Annotated in this window: 13 protein-coding genes; 7 read left to right on the top strand and 6 right to left on the bottom strand. The window is 71.0% G+C overall.

Annotated features, from left to right (window positions below):
- Positions 1–168 precede the first annotated feature (168 nt).
- On the top strand, positions 169–1,059 hold the full coding sequence (locus H1226_RS21215; RefSeq protein WP_258342209.1) for a CPBP family intramembrane glutamic endopeptidase: 891 nt from the start codon (positions 169–171) through the stop codon (positions 1,057–1,059).
- Between the two features lie 100 nt (positions 1,060–1,159).
- Here the strand turns inward: H1226_RS21215 and H1226_RS21210 are convergent, their stop codons facing one another.
- Positions 1,160–1,822 (bottom strand): response regulator, encoded by a 663-nt coding sequence (locus H1226_RS21210; RefSeq protein WP_258342208.1) that lies wholly within the window; start codon positions 1,820–1,822, stop codon positions 1,160–1,162.
- The gene (locus H1226_RS21205; RefSeq protein ID WP_258342207.1) at positions 1,819–3,132 is read right to left on the bottom strand and encodes a sensor histidine kinase; all 1,314 of its coding nucleotides are present in this window, start codon (positions 3,130–3,132) and stop codon (positions 1,819–1,821) included. Before H1226_RS21205 ends, H1226_RS21210 begins: the two co-directional genes overlap by 4 nt.
- Positions 3,133–3,486: 354 nt before the next feature.
- Here H1226_RS21205 and H1226_RS21200 point away from each other — a divergent pair, with 354 nt between their 5' ends.
- Positions 3,487–3,690, top strand: a complete 204-nt coding sequence (locus H1226_RS21200) for a cold-shock protein (RefSeq protein WP_224957835.1) — start codon at positions 3,487–3,489, stop codon at positions 3,688–3,690.
- 137 nt (positions 3,691–3,827) lie between these two features.
- Here H1226_RS21200 and H1226_RS21195 read toward each other — a convergent pair whose 3' ends face one another.
- On the bottom strand, positions 3,828–3,965 hold the full coding sequence (locus H1226_RS21195; protein ID WP_224957903.1) for an MFS transporter small subunit: 138 nt from the start codon (positions 3,963–3,965) through the stop codon (positions 3,828–3,830).
- Between the two features lie 10 nt (positions 3,966–3,975).
- On the bottom strand, positions 3,976–5,478 hold the full coding sequence (locus tag H1226_RS21190; RefSeq protein WP_258342205.1) for an L-lactate MFS transporter: 1,503 nt from the start codon (positions 5,476–5,478) through the stop codon (positions 3,976–3,978).
- A gap of 440 nt (positions 5,479–5,918) precedes the next feature.
- On the opposite strand from H1226_RS21190, the gene H1226_RS21185 reads away from it, so the two are divergent.
- Positions 5,919–6,335: a DUF485 domain-containing protein gene (locus H1226_RS21185; RefSeq protein WP_258342204.1), complete on the top strand. Its 417-nt coding sequence runs from the start codon at positions 5,919–5,921 to the stop codon at positions 6,333–6,335.
- A complete protein-coding gene (locus H1226_RS21180; protein WP_224957831.1) occupies positions 6,335–7,948 on the top strand; it encodes a solute symporter family protein in 1,614 nt (537 codons plus the stop codon). Before H1226_RS21185 ends, H1226_RS21180 begins: the two co-directional genes overlap by 1 nt.
- 60 nt (positions 7,949–8,008) lie before the next feature.
- On the opposite strand, the gene H1226_RS21175 is transcribed toward H1226_RS21180, so the two are convergent.
- A complete protein-coding gene (locus tag H1226_RS21175) occupies positions 8,009–10,078 on the bottom strand; it encodes a putative bifunctional diguanylate cyclase/phosphodiesterase (RefSeq protein WP_258342203.1) in 2,070 nt (689 codons plus the stop codon).
- Positions 10,079–10,292: 214 nt separating this feature from the next.
- Here H1226_RS21175 and H1226_RS21170 point away from each other — a divergent pair, with 214 nt between their 5' ends.
- The 3 genes from H1226_RS21170 to H1226_RS21160 all read left to right on the top strand — a co-directional run bounded on the left by H1226_RS21170 (position 10,293) and on the right by H1226_RS21160 (position 11,936).
- On the top strand, positions 10,293–10,709 hold the full coding sequence (locus tag H1226_RS21170) for a DUF7144 family membrane protein (RefSeq protein ID WP_224965976.1): 417 nt from the start codon (positions 10,293–10,295) through the stop codon (positions 10,707–10,709).
- A 687-nt stretch (positions 10,710–11,396) separates the two neighbouring features.
- A complete protein-coding gene (locus tag H1226_RS21165; RefSeq protein ID WP_258342202.1) occupies positions 11,397–11,603 on the top strand; it encodes a hypothetical protein in 207 nt (68 codons plus the stop codon).
- A gap of 48 nt (positions 11,604–11,651) precedes the next feature.
- Positions 11,652–11,936 (top strand): WhiB family transcriptional regulator, encoded by a 285-nt coding sequence (locus H1226_RS21160; RefSeq protein WP_224965975.1) that lies wholly within the window; start codon positions 11,652–11,654, stop codon positions 11,934–11,936.
- 237 nt (positions 11,937–12,173) lie between these two features.
- Here the strand turns inward: H1226_RS21160 and H1226_RS21155 are convergent, their stop codons facing one another.
- Positions 12,174–12,638 (bottom strand): very short patch repair endonuclease, encoded by a 465-nt coding sequence (locus tag H1226_RS21155; protein ID WP_258342201.1) that lies wholly within the window; start codon positions 12,636–12,638, stop codon positions 12,174–12,176.
- Positions 12,639–12,704 lie beyond the last annotated feature (66 nt).

Below are 12,704 nucleotides of genomic sequence, written 5' to 3'. Positions count from 1 at the left end.
TGCCGGAGGTGCCGGCAACCGCGAGTCCGACGACCTGGGACGCCGGGCCGATGGCTCCCGGCGGCGGCCCGTCCGCAGTGGACACCGCTTGCAACTTTCGATGGCAGGGCCCGGGTTCGACCTTCCGGGACTCGAAGCGGGCGGGGCTCCGCTGGTTGGCTCCAGTACGTGACCACGACGGACATCACCACGCGGGAGACCGCGGAACCGACGAAGGGGCTGCGCGGACTGATCCGGCGCCGCCCGATGCTGAGCTTCTTCCTGCTCGCCAACGGCCTGAGCTGGTCGGCCTGGGTGCCCTACATCCTGTCCCGCAACGGGATCGGGGTGTGGGACTTCCGCTTCCCCGAGGTGCTGGGCACCAGCCAGCTCCTCGGCATGCTGCCCGGCGCCTACCTCGGACCGATCGGGTCCGCGCTGCTGGTGACGGCGATCGCGGACGGGCGCCCCGGGCTGCGCCGCTGGGTCGGCCGGATGTGGCGGTGGCGGGTGCGCTGGCACTGGTACGCGATCACGCTGCTGGGCGTGCCGGTGACGATGCTGGCCGCCGGGTACGCCTTCTCCGGCGGGCAGGTGCACGCGCCGTCGATGATGGTGGTCGCCGCCTACGTGCCCGGACTGCTCATCCAGATGATCACGACGGGGTTGGCGGAGGAACCGGGCTGGCGGGACTTCGCGCTGCCCCGCCTCCAACGCCGGTTCGGGCCGCTGGCCGGCTCGATGGTGCTCGGCCCGCTGTGGACCGTGTGGCACCTGCCGCTGTTCTTCACCGAATGGGGCCGCTGGCCGCACGCGCACTGGACCCTGCCGGTGGCGTTCGCCGTCTTCTGCATCTCGTTCAACATCGTCATGACCTGGGTGTTCAACCGCACCGGGGAGAGCCTGCCGCTGTCGATGCTGCTGCACGTGAGCGCGAACAACTTCTCCACGCTCGTGTGGTCGGAGATGTTCCCGACGATCGACGTGGACCTCGCGATGATCGCGATGGCCTCCGGGACGGTCGTCGCCTCCCTGCTCGTGCTGGTCGGCACCAAGGGCAGGCTCGGTTACCGGGGTTGACCCGGGCCGACGGGTGCTCGCTGCGCCCCAGCGGGTCCTCGGCGGCGTTCCCGCGCGGACGCCGCCGAGGACCTGTCCCGGCCCGCGACCGGGGAGCCGGTCACGGGACCGCGACCACGTGGTTCTGGTACGCCCACACCACCGCCTGCAACCGGGACCGCACGCCGAGCTTCGGCAGCATCCGCGCCAGGTGCGACTTCACCGTGGACACCTCGACGACGAGGGCGCGGGCGATGTCCTCGTTCGACATGCCCTGCGCGAGCAGCAGCAGGATCTCGTGCTCCCGCGGGGTGAGCAGGTCCCCGGCCCGGCGCGCGGTCACCGGTTGCAGGCGGCGGCGGTGCACGAACTCGCGCAGGATCCGCCGGGTCAGGCTCTGGTCGATGGTGCCCTGCCCGGCGGCGACCTGGCGGACCGCGCCGACGATCGCGTCCGGCTCCGCGTCCTTGAGCAGGAACCCGGAGGCGCCGGCCTCCAACGCGCCGAACACGTAGTCGTCCAGGTCGAACGTGGTCAGCACCAGCACCGCCACCTGCGGGTCGGCGTCCGCGGCGCACAGCTCGGCCGCCACCTCGATGCCGCTGCGACCCGGCATCCGGACGTCCAGGCACGCCACGTCGGGCACCAGTTCGCGGGCCATCGCCAGCGCCTCGGTGCCGTCGCGGGCCAGGCCCACCACCTCGATGTCGGGTTCGCCGCCCAGCAGCGCCGACAGCCCGGCGCGGGTCAGGTGCTGGTCGTCGGCGACGAGGACGCGGATCACGCCGTTGCCTCCGGGATCGGCGGCGCGGACGCCGCGAGGGACGGGTCTTCGCGGGGCAGCAGCAGGCGCACTTCCCAGCCGCCGCCCGCAGTGGGGCCGTAGTCCAGGTCGGCGCCGACGAGCTGGGCGCGCTCGGCCATGCCGAGCAGGCCGTACCCGCCGCCCGGGCCCGCACCCGCGGCGGTGGGGGAGCCGTTGCGGACGACGACCTGCACGCGGTCCCGGTCCCGGGCGCCGATCTCCACCGCGCAGCGCGCGCCCGGCGCGTGCGCCGCCGCGTTGGCCAGCGCCTCCTGGACGGCGCGGTAGGCGACGAGCTGGGCGAGCGGGCCGACGCCGTCGGTCCCCGACTCGGGCAGCACCAGGTCGATCTCCGCACCGGTGGCCCGGCGCTGGGCGACGAGCTCCGGCACCGCTTCCAGCGCTGCGACCGGCGACTCCGCGCCCGGATCCTCCCGCAGCAGCCCGACGAGCCGCCGCAGGTCGTCGAGGACCGCGGTGCTCTGCTGCCGGATCTCGCGGGCCGCCTCCTTCGCCGCCGCCGGGTCCGAGTCGATCCGGCGGTCGATCACCGCCGCCATCAGCGCGATCCCGGACAGGTGGTGCGCGGCGATGTCGTGCAGCTCCCGGGACATCGCGGCGCGCTGCTGCGACACCGCGGCCTCCAGCAGCGCGCCCTGCTCGCGCCGCAGCGCCCGCGCCTCCTGCTCGCGGGCGTCGCGGGCGTCCCGCTGCGCCGCGACCACGGACCCGGCCAGCAGCGGCAGCCCGACGACGACCAGCGCCTGCGCCGGGCCGGCCAGCAGCGCCTCCGGCAACGCCAGCGCTCCGCCGCGCACCTCGTTGCAGGCCTGGGCGGTCGCCACCAGCAGCCACGCGGCGGGCAGCACGACCCGCGGCCGCCGCATCCGGGCCACGACCGCGAGGTACACCGACGCGATCAAGGTCACCGCGGTGGTGCTGAACGCCGCGTTCGGACCGAACCAGGCCGCCACCAGCGGAACCCCGGCGACCAGCGGCAGCACCACCTCGGGGCGGCGGTTCACCTGCACCGCGGTGACCGCCTGCACCAGCAGCACCGCGCCCAGCAGCCACCACCGGCCCTCGCCGGGCGAAGGCAGGTCGCCGAGCGTCGGGTCCGCGGCACCGGCCAGCGGGATCGCGAGGAACAGGGCCAGCGAGACCACTCCGCACCCGGCGGCGGCCATCGGGTTCAGCGGCCGCGGCGCGCTCGGCGGGATGCGCATCCGTGCTCCTTCCGCGCCGCGGCGGACGATCCGCGGCCCGGCGTCCGCGCCGATCGGCGGCACGCGGCGATCTTAGCGGGGGCCCGAGCCGCCCGGGGGAGCGCGGATCGCGGCTCGGCGGGCGGTGTTCTCCGCCACGATCGGGGGTTCGCCACGGGCTGAATCCGCAGCGGAGACCGGCCTCCGCCTGGTGCGCGGCGCGGGCGGGGCCGTCGAGGGCTCGGACCTCCGCGGGCCGACGTGTATTCTCGATGGCGGTCGTTGTTTCTGGGTTCGTGTTTTTCGCACGCTCGCAGGAGTGCTGATGCGGGCGAGCTGCTGTCTTGGGAGTAGCTGGAGTAGTCGCCGTCTGAGATCCGCGACCCCGGTGCCGGACCTGGCACCGGAACCGACCAGCTACCAGGATGGAGCAGGAACATGGCACAGGGCACCGTGAAGTGGTTCAACTCGGAGAAGGGCTTCGGCTTCATCGAGCCGTCCGAGGGTGGACCCGACGTCTTCGTCCACTACTCGGCCATCGACGCCGCCGGCTTCCGCACCCTGGAGGAGAACCAGACGGTCTCCTTCGAGGTCACGCAGGGCCCGAAGGGCCCGCAGGCCGAGTCCGTGCGCGTGGTCTGATCTTCGCCTTCCAGGCGATGTGAACCCGGGCCGGGGACTCCCCGCGATCCGGGGGTGATCACAACTGAGGCCGACCGTCCAGCTGGACGGTCGGCCTCAGTGCTTTTCGGGCCCGGTCGATCACCGGGCGGCGCCGCTCACGCGAACAGCTGCGCCGCCTTGATCACGAGCTGGTAGACGCCGATCGCGAACGGGACGCCCACCCACAGCCAGGACACGGTGAGGAGGGCCTTGACCCCGATCCCGCCTTCGGGTGCGGTTTTCTGCTCGGTCATCTCTCGCCCCTCAGCTGCTCTGCTCGCCGGACGTGCTGGACGCCTTCGCGGTGTCCGTCGACTCGTCCGTCGACTCGTCGGCCTTCTCCGCCGCGGAGTCGTCCGCGTCGGCCTGCTCGGACTTCGCGGAGTCCGCGGACTCGGACTCGGCGGTCTCCGCCGCGTCGCCGGAACCGGACTCGGCCTCCGCCGCGGCCTGCTCCGGCTCGTAGAACCGGGAGTGCACCGGACGGATCAGCTCGTTCGCCACGAACCCGATCACCAGCGCGCCGGTCATCAGGTAGAACGACACCGTGTACAGGTCCGCACCGGACTTGCCCGCGGCCTCGCCGGAGTCGGCGAGCGCGTCCACGATGGCCGGCCCGAGCACGCCCGCCACCGACCAGGCGGTGAGCAGCCTGCCGTGGATGGCGCCGACCTCGAAGGTGCCGAACAGGTCCTTCAGGTAGGCGGGGATCGTCGCGAAGCCCGCCCCGTAGAACGACATGATCAGCATGGCGGCGACGACGAACAGCGCGACGCTGCTGTCTCCCGCGAACAGCAGCAGCAGGTACGCGAGCGCACCCACTCCGAGGTAGACCCGATAGATGTTCTTGCGCCCGGTGCGGTCGGACAGCGCCGACCACGCGAAGCGGCCACCCATGTTGGCCAGGGACAGCAGGGACACGAACCCGGTCGCCGCGGCGACGGCCACCGGAGTGCTGGTCCCCGCGAAGAAGTCCTGGATCATCGGGGAGGCCTTCTGCAGGATCCCGATGCCCGCGGTCACGTTCAGGCACAGCACGATCCACAGCAGCCAGAACTGCGGCGTGCGGAGCGCGTTGTTGGCCGAGACCTTGATGGGGTTGGTGCTCTTGGCCGCGGCGGCAGGGGTCCAGCCCGGCGGGGTCCAGCCCGGCGGGGGAACCCGGACCAGCAGGATGCCGAGCGTCATGAACACGGCGTAGACGATGCCGTGCACCAGGAACGTGCTGCCGATGCCGCTGGTGGTCTTGCCGAAGGCGTCGAGCATCGCGGTCGACCACGGCGAGGCGATGATCGCGCCGCCGCCGAAGCCCATGATGGCGATGCCCGTGGCCAGACCTGGGCGGTCCGGGAACCACTTCATCAGCGTCGACACCGGTGCGATGTACCCGATCCCGAGGCCGATGCCACCGACCACGCCGTACCCGACGACGACGAGCCAGTACTGCCCCAGGTACATGCCCAGGGCGGAGATCAGGAAGCCCGAGGCGAAGGCGATGGTGGAGACCAGCATGGCCCAGCGCGGGCCGCGGGACTCCACGAACTTGCCGCCGAACGCCGCCGACAGCCCGAGGAAGAAGATGGCCACCTGGAACGGCAGCGCGCTACCGGTCCCGGAAATCTGGAGGCTCGATTCCAGCGGGCTTTTGAAAACGCTCCACGCGTAGGCCTGCCCGATGGAAAGATGGATGGCCAGCGCGGCGGGTGGGACTAGCCAACGGTTCCAGGTCGGTGGCGCAACGACCGAGAATCCGTCACGCACTGTCACAAGTAAACCTCCTTGGTGCAAGGGTTCCGGTGGCTGGTACCGGAAACGCGCCCCGGCACGTGAGGGGCGCACGAATTCGAGATGCTACCTGCCTGGTCAAACGGGAAATTGGCGAACAATCGAGGCGGGGTGCGCTGCGGTCCGGATCACCCGTCACGATTCGTGATCGCTGCTGGTGGGCGGGAAGGGCCTTGCTACGCACGGGAAAGTGCCCGTTCGAGTCGGGCGAAACGTACGTATTAATTACAAAACGCCTCAGTCTCGGTTACGCCGTGTAGCGCATCGTGTTGGTCCCGTGACCAATGTTGTGACCATTTCGAGACCAATTATTTGCGCTGATGTAGCTGGAAGTTCGGATAGTGCCCGCGCGTGTTTCTTTGGCCCCGAGGGGATAGACTCCGGATTCCTTGACGCGCGAGCAAGCCCGAAGGATCCACAGCATGCCCCGAACGTCGGAGAACCGAAGCCGAGACCGGCTTGACGGTCAGTACGCCGAGCCACGATTCGGCAACATCTCGAAACACAGCCTCCGGCGCCCCGCGAACTCGGGTGGAACCGATTTCGCCGCAATTCAGGAAAGCGACGATTTCGTCGCGGTCCGGCGTCGATTCCGGTGGTTCGTGTTCCCGGTGACGCTGCTCGTCCTCGCTTGGTACTTCACCTACGTCGCGCTCGGCGCCTACGCCGAGGACTTCATGAGCCGGCAGGTGTACGGCTACGTGAACATGGGCATCGTGCTGGGCCTGCTCCAGTTCGTCACCACCGCGATCGTCACCGTGCTCTACGGGCGGTACGTGCGCAGGCGCATCGATCCGCTGGTGGACCAGCTGCGCGAGCAGGAAGGGGCCGACCGCTGATGACGACCACCATCGCGGCCGGGGCCGTCGGCGACCCGACGACCACCGTCAGCGTCTTCGCCGGATTCGTGCTGCTGACGCTGTTCGTGGTGTACCGGGTGTCGAACCGGAACACGACCGCCTCCGACTACTACGTGGCGGGCGGCAACCTCACCGGTGCGCAGAACGGCATCGCGCTGGCCGGTGACTGGCTCTCCGCCGCCTCGTTCCTCGGCGTCGCCGGGGCCATCGCCGTGCACGGGTACGACGGGTTCCTCTACTCCGTCGGGTTCCTCGTGGCGTGGCTGATCGAACTGATGCTCATCGCCGAACTGGTGCGCAACACCGGGCGGTTCACGATGGGCGACGTGATCGGTTACCGGATGCGGCAACGGCCCGTCCGCGCGGCCGCCGCGAACACGACGCTGGTCATCTCGTTCTTCTACATGGTCGCGCAGATGGCGAGCGCCGGTGGTCTCGTCGCGCTGCTGCTGGACGTGCAGAGCAAGTTCGGGCAGGCGATGGTCGTCGTCGCCGTCGGCCTCATCATGATCTTCTACGTGCTGGTCGGCGGCATGAAGGGCACCACCTGGGTGCAGATCATCAAGGCCACGCTGTTGCTGATCTGCGTGTCGCTGATGGCCGTGTTCCTGATCGGCCGCTTCTCCTACGACCTCTCCGGCCTGCTGGAGCAGGCGGCGGCCAACAGCCCGCTCGGCCAGGCGCTGCTGGAGCCGGGCGCTCAGTACGGCCAGACCTCGCTGTCGCGGATCGACTTCATCTCGCTGGCGATGGCGATCGTGCTGGGCATCTCCTGCCTGCCGCACATCATGATGCGGTTCTACACGGTGCCCAGCGCCCGCGAGGCGCGCCGCTCGGTCGTGTGGATCACCTGGACGATGATCGTGTTCTACCTGGCGACGATGCTGCTCGGCTTCGGCGCGACCGCGCTGGTCGGTTCAGACGCGATCACCAACGCGCCCGGCGGGGAGAACTCGGCGGCGCTGCTGCTGGCCCACCGCATCGGCGGTTCCTGGCTGCTGGGCGTGGTCGCCGCGATCGCGTTCGCCACGATCCTCGCGGTCGTCGCGGGCCTCACGCTCACCGCGTCCGCCTCGTTCGCGCACGACGTCTACGCGAACATCATCAAGCGCGGCAAGGCCGACACCGGCTCCGAGATCCGGGTCGCCCGCCTCACCGCGCTCGTGGTCGGCGTGCTCTCCACCGTCGGCGGCATCGCGGCCATCGGGCAGAACGCGGCGTTCATGGTGTCGCTGGCGCTGGCGCTGGCCGCCTCGGCGAACCTGCCGACGATGCTGTACTCGCTGTTCTGGCGGCGCTTCAACACCACCGGGACGTTGTGGTCGATGTACACCGGCCTCGTGTCGTGCATCGTGCTCATCGCGTTCTCGCCCGCGGTGTCGGGACGGCCTTCGGCGATGTTCCCCAGCGCCGACTTCGACCTGTTCCCGCTCACCAACCCGGGCATCGTGTCCATCCCGCTGGGCTTCCTGGCCGGTTTCCTCGGCACCCTGCTCGGCAAGAAAGACCAGGACCCGGTCAAGCAGGCCGAGATGGAGGTCCGCTCCCTCACCGGGATCGGCTCCGGCCTCAAGGAGCCGCAACGCGCCTGACGCCCGACGCGCGCGACGAGGGCCGCACCGGTGTTCCGGTGCGGCCCTCGTCGTACTAGGTCAGGCGCGGGCGGAGTCGGCCAGCAGCGCGCGCAGGTTCTCGGCCGGGGCCGGGTGGGCGAACAGGAAACCCTGGTAGGCGTCCACGCCGAGGTGGTCGAGCAGGTCGTGCTGGGTGGTGTTCTCCACGCCTTCCGCGATGCACATCCGGCCCATCGCGTGCGACAGCTCGATGACCGCGCGGGTGATGCCCAGGTCCACCGGATCGGTGCCCATCCCGGAGACGAACCGGCGGTCCAGCTTCACGATCTGGGTGGGCAGGTCCTTGAGCCGCGCCAGCGACGAGTAGCCGGTCCCGAAGTCGTCCATCGCGAACCGCACCCCGTCGCGGGCGAGCCCGCTCATCACGCCCCGCGGCCGCGCGGGCAGCTCCACCAGCACCGTCTCCACCATCTCCAGCACGACCCGGCCCGGTTCGATGCCGCTGGCGGCGATCTCCGAGGTGATCTCCTCGTGGAAGCCGTCGTCCTCCGGCGAGAGCCCGGAGAGGTTCACCGCGACACCGGGTGCGCGGCCGCCGATGCGCTGCCAGCCCGTCGCCTCGCGCAGCGCCGCCCGCAGCACCCAGCGGTCCAGGTCCGCGAGCATCCCGCCCTGGGTGGCGACCGGCAGGATCGTGTCCGGCCGCAGCAGGCCGCGCTCCGGGTGCGGCCAGCGCACCAGCGCCTCGGCGAGCGTGATGGAGCCGTCGCGGCGGAACACCGGCTGGAAGTGCAGCTCCAGGCCGTCGTGGGCCAACGCCTCCCGCAGTTCCTCCTCCAGCGCCAGCCGCGCGGGCGCGCTCGCGGGCGCGGTGCGGCCGTGCCCGCGCCGCTTCGCCTGCAACATCGCCGCGTCCGCCGACCGGATGAGCTCCGCCGGGGTGATGCCGTCCTGCGCGGTCGCCGCGCCGAAGGTGGCCGTGACGCTGAGCAGCCTGCCGCGCAGCGGCGTCGTCGCGCACAGGATGTCCGAGACCGTGCGGTGCAGCGCCTCCATGCCGCCGCAGCCCGGCAGGTTCGAGCAGATGACGAGGAATTCGTCGCCGTACAGCCGGGCCGGCGTGCACGACTCGGGCAGCTCGTCGACCAGCCGCCGCGCGAGCGTCGCCATCAGCTCGTCCCCCGCGTCGTGGCCCAGCGAATCGTTGAACCGCTTGAAGTTGTCCAGGTCGCAGAACAGCACCCCGACCCGGCCCGCGGTGTCGGCGGACAGCAACGGCGCGAGCACTTCGTTGACGCCGCGCCGGTTCAGCAGGCCGGTCGGCTGGTCGTGGGTCGCCTGGAAGTGCAAGGTCTCGGTGCGCCGCACCTGCTCGGTGAGGTCCTGGAACACGGCCAGCCAGAACCGGTTCCCGTCGTGGTCCACCGACGCCGCGCACCGCACCTCGCACCACATCGGCTGCCCGCCCGCCTGCGCCAGCCGCCGCTGCGCCACCGACCCGGGCGCCCGGTCGTGGCCCGGCGGCACCGCGCGCGGCACCAGCCCCGCCACCCCGTCCAGCGGGTGCATCAGCTCGGCGGCCGCCAGGCCGTGCGGGCGGTACCCGAGCAGTTCGCACAGCGCGCCGTTGGCGTCGAGGACCCGGTCCCGCTCGTCGAGCAGCGCGATGCCCGTCGGCGCCAGCTGGAACAGGTCGGTGAAGCGGCGGTCCGAGCGCTCGCGCTGGGCGAACGCCTCCGATTCGTCCCTGGTCACCTTGATGAACCCGTCGAGGGTGCCGTCGGTGGTGCGCTGCGCGGTGATCACCACGTGTGCCCAGAACGCGGAACCGTCCTTGCGCAGCCGCCAGCCGCGGTCGATGAAGAAGCCGTGCGCGGCCGCCTGCTCCAACTCCCAGGTCGGGTAGCCGGATTCGACGTACTCCGCCGGGTAGAACGTGGAGAAGTGCCTGCCGATGATCTCCTCGCTGGTGTACTGCTTGATCAGCTGGGCATCGCGGTTCCAGGTGGTGACCCGGCCGTCCGCGTCGAGGGCGAAGATGGCGTACTCGCGCATGTCGGCGGCCAGCGCCCCCAGCAGCCGTTCCGTCTCCACCTGGGCTCCGGTGCGGTGGAAGCCGGTGCCGGGCAGGGGAGGGAATGCGTTCACCAGATCTCCGTTCCGCGGCGCTGCGCGGGAGTGCCGAGCCGACCGCGACCGCGGCGCGCGGGGCCTGATCCGGGCGCTCGACCAGGGCCGAGGTTGCTCACGGTACCGCCGAACCGGTGACACCGGCAAGAAATCGGAATGGGGCTTTCGGCCCTGGGTTCGCGCTGCCGGGCGGGGCAGCGTGGTGATCGGAGGTCCCGCCTCGGAGGTCGTCATGGCTACGCTCGTCCCGCATCCCCGGCAGCGCCCCACCGGTTGGGTGGGCTGGGTGTACTTCGCCGCGTTCATGCTGGTGCTGACCGGAGTCGTGCAGATCGTCAACGGCCTGTTCGCGCTGGCCCGCTCGGGCACCACCTACCTCACGCCCGGCGGCGAGTGGGTGCGGCTCGACCTCTACGGCGTCGGCCTCGGTTTCCTGCTGCTGGGCGTGGTGCTGGCCGCCGTGGGGATGGGCCTGTTCGGCGGCCGGACCTGGGCGCGGGTGGTCGCGGTCGTGCTGGCGGTGCTGAGCGTGCTGGCGAACGTCGTGCTGTTCGCCGCCTCGCCGCTGTGGTCCTCGGTGGCGATCGTGGTGGACGTGCTGGTGGTCTACGCGTTGGTGATGCACGGCAGGGAGGCGTGGCGGAGCTGATCCGGTACCGGTCACCGCCCGTCCACTTCGGATTTCGCGGGGCGCTCGGTAATGCGCCGTGATGCGTTCGAAATGGGTTGCTGGACAACTCCGAATGTTGTGGTTAAAGTGGCGGTCGCCGGAACTCGTGACATAGCACCGCGTTCCGGTGGCCACCGCGTCGTGCAGCGGCAGTTTCGTTCGCAGGGGTAGCGCTGTGCGGTGGTTCGTCCGGTCGCTGACCGGGCGGTTCTCGGAATTCATTTCGCTCCGCGATGAGTCGTCGCACCGTCGCGTGAGCCCCTCTTTCAGCCGGATCGGGTGGTTCGGGGCTTCGCCCGGTCCGGCGCACGAGATGCCGAACAGGAGAAGAGTTGCTGGGCCGGAATCAGGTGCCCGACCGCCCGCGGTGGCGGCCGGTCGAATCCCGCCGTCCGCTGCCCCGCCCCGGGCTGCGCGGATCCGGGACGACCGGCGCGCCGAACGCCCCGGACAATGCGCTGAGCTGCGGTGATGTGACCTCCGGTCGCTGTCGCGCCGGCGCGCGGAGACCGGTGCCGACGCGCGCTTAGCGTCGCTGCGCCGCTCCGTTTTCCGCCGCTTCCGCCGGGCGAGTCCGCCCCGCGATTCCGCGGCGCATCCGAACTTCCGCTCGATCCCGCGCGGCCTCTCGCCGTGCCTCGGATCGCCCCTCGGGAAGAAGTGAATATGAACGAAGCCGTGCGCTGGTGGCCTGGTCTTCTGCAGAAGGTGCTGCACCACGTGCCCGCTGATGCCCGCCAAGTCCGCATAGGCGGAGTGGACGGCCGAGTGGCCTTGTGCGGATGCGTGACCGTTCCCGCATTCGGCAGCAAGCTCGACGAGTGGTCCCGCTGCGAAACGTGCGTGCGCGACCTGGCCGGTCCCGGCCGCTGAACACGAGCAATTCCGACCCGTGCTGATCCGCACGAATGAGAGGTACGAATGATCAAGATCATCGACGCGATCACCGCCCCGACCGGTGCGGCCGACTGGTACCAGTCGGCGCTGTGCGCCCAGTCCGACCCGGACGCGTTCTTCCCGGAGAAGGGTCAGTCCGGGAAGATGGCCAAGCGCATCTGCGGTTCCTGCGAGGTGCGCGAGGAATGCCTGCGCTACGCGCTCGGCAACGCGGACCTGTCCGGGATCTGGGGCGGCCTCAGCGAAAGCGAGCGCCGCGAACTCCGCGTCGCCGCCCGCGCCGCCGAACTCGCCGCCGACGCGGCCTGACTTCCGTCCACTGCGGACTGCACGTGTTCCACCGCGCAGAACCGCCACCGACGCGTTCCGCTCGAACCACGGCCCCCACCCGGCCGTCGAGCTAGACCTCCGCCGGGGAGCACGACGCCCGCCCCGCCGCTCGATGCCCTCGCCCTCATCGCCGAGGCCCCCGAAGACCTCCCGCGCGGGAAGCTCGTACCGAGGATCCCGAAGAGTCCCGGGCGCCGAGTGCACCCGGGATGGGTGTCACTCCGGGGAACGCGACGCCCGCGGGCCGGCCACCTCCACGCGGCGGCCGCGGACGGCTCGTTCGACCCGGGCCGCCCCGTCGTCCGGGGCCTCGTGCTCCCAGATGCGGATGACGGACCATCCCGCCTCCGCCAACAAGCGGTCCGTCTCCCGGTCGCGTTCCCGGTTGCGCCGCACCTTCTCCGCCCAGAACGCCGCGTTCGTCGCGGATTTGGTGTGGTGCTCGGGGCAGCCGTGCCAGAAGCAGCCGTCCAGGAACACGGCGACCTTGGCGCGGGTGAACGTCAGATCAGCGGTCCGCCGCAGCTCGGCGAGCGGGCGGGTGGAGACCCGGTAGCGCAACCCCAGCGCGTGCACCGCTCTGCGCAGCGCGAGCTCCGGTTTCGTGTCCCGCCCCTTGTTGGCGCGCATGCTCTTGCGCACGCCCGCACTGGACGCCACCGCCGGCCGCTCGACAGCCATGCCGACGACCGTACGGCACGCTTCCCGGACGGCCGCACCGCGGCGAACGCGCGTGCGCCGAGCGCT

Source organism: Saccharopolyspora gregorii, from assembly GCF_024734405.1.
Taxonomy (GTDB): Bacteria; Actinomycetota; Actinomycetes; order Mycobacteriales; family Pseudonocardiaceae; genus Saccharopolyspora_C; species Saccharopolyspora_C gregorii.
The sequence above is the reverse complement of the archived record's forward strand: the minus strand, read 5'-3'. Positions and strand labels throughout refer to the sequence as shown.

What these genes read in the sequence shown, in the direction of transcription:
- H1226_RS21160 (WP_224965975.1), top strand. Translation starts at nt 11,652, where the DNA reads ATGATCAAGATCATCGACGCGATCACCGCCCCGACCGGTGCGGCCGAC.
- H1226_RS21185 (WP_258342204.1), top strand. Translation starts at nt 5,919, where the DNA reads ATGCCCCGAACGTCGGAGAACCGAAGCCGAGACCGGCTTGACGGTCAG.
- H1226_RS21155 (WP_258342201.1), bottom strand. Translation starts at nt 12,638, where the DNA reads ATGGCTGTCGAGCGGCCGGCGGTGGCGTCCAGTGCGGGCGTGCGCAAG.
- H1226_RS21200 (WP_224957835.1), top strand. Translation starts at nt 3,487, where the DNA reads ATGGCACAGGGCACCGTGAAGTGGTTCAACTCGGAGAAGGGCTTCGGC.
- H1226_RS21170 (WP_224965976.1), top strand. Translation starts at nt 10,293, where the DNA reads ATGGCTACGCTCGTCCCGCATCCCCGGCAGCGCCCCACCGGTTGGGTG.
- H1226_RS21180 (WP_224957831.1), top strand. Translation starts at nt 6,335, where the DNA reads ATGACGACCACCATCGCGGCCGGGGCCGTCGGCGACCCGACGACCACC.
- H1226_RS21195 (WP_224957903.1), bottom strand. Translation starts at nt 3,965, where the DNA reads ATGACCGAGCAGAAAACCGCACCCGAAGGCGGGATCGGGGTCAAGGCC.
- H1226_RS21165 (WP_258342202.1), top strand. Translation starts at nt 11,397, where the DNA reads ATGAACGAAGCCGTGCGCTGGTGGCCTGGTCTTCTGCAGAAGGTGCTG.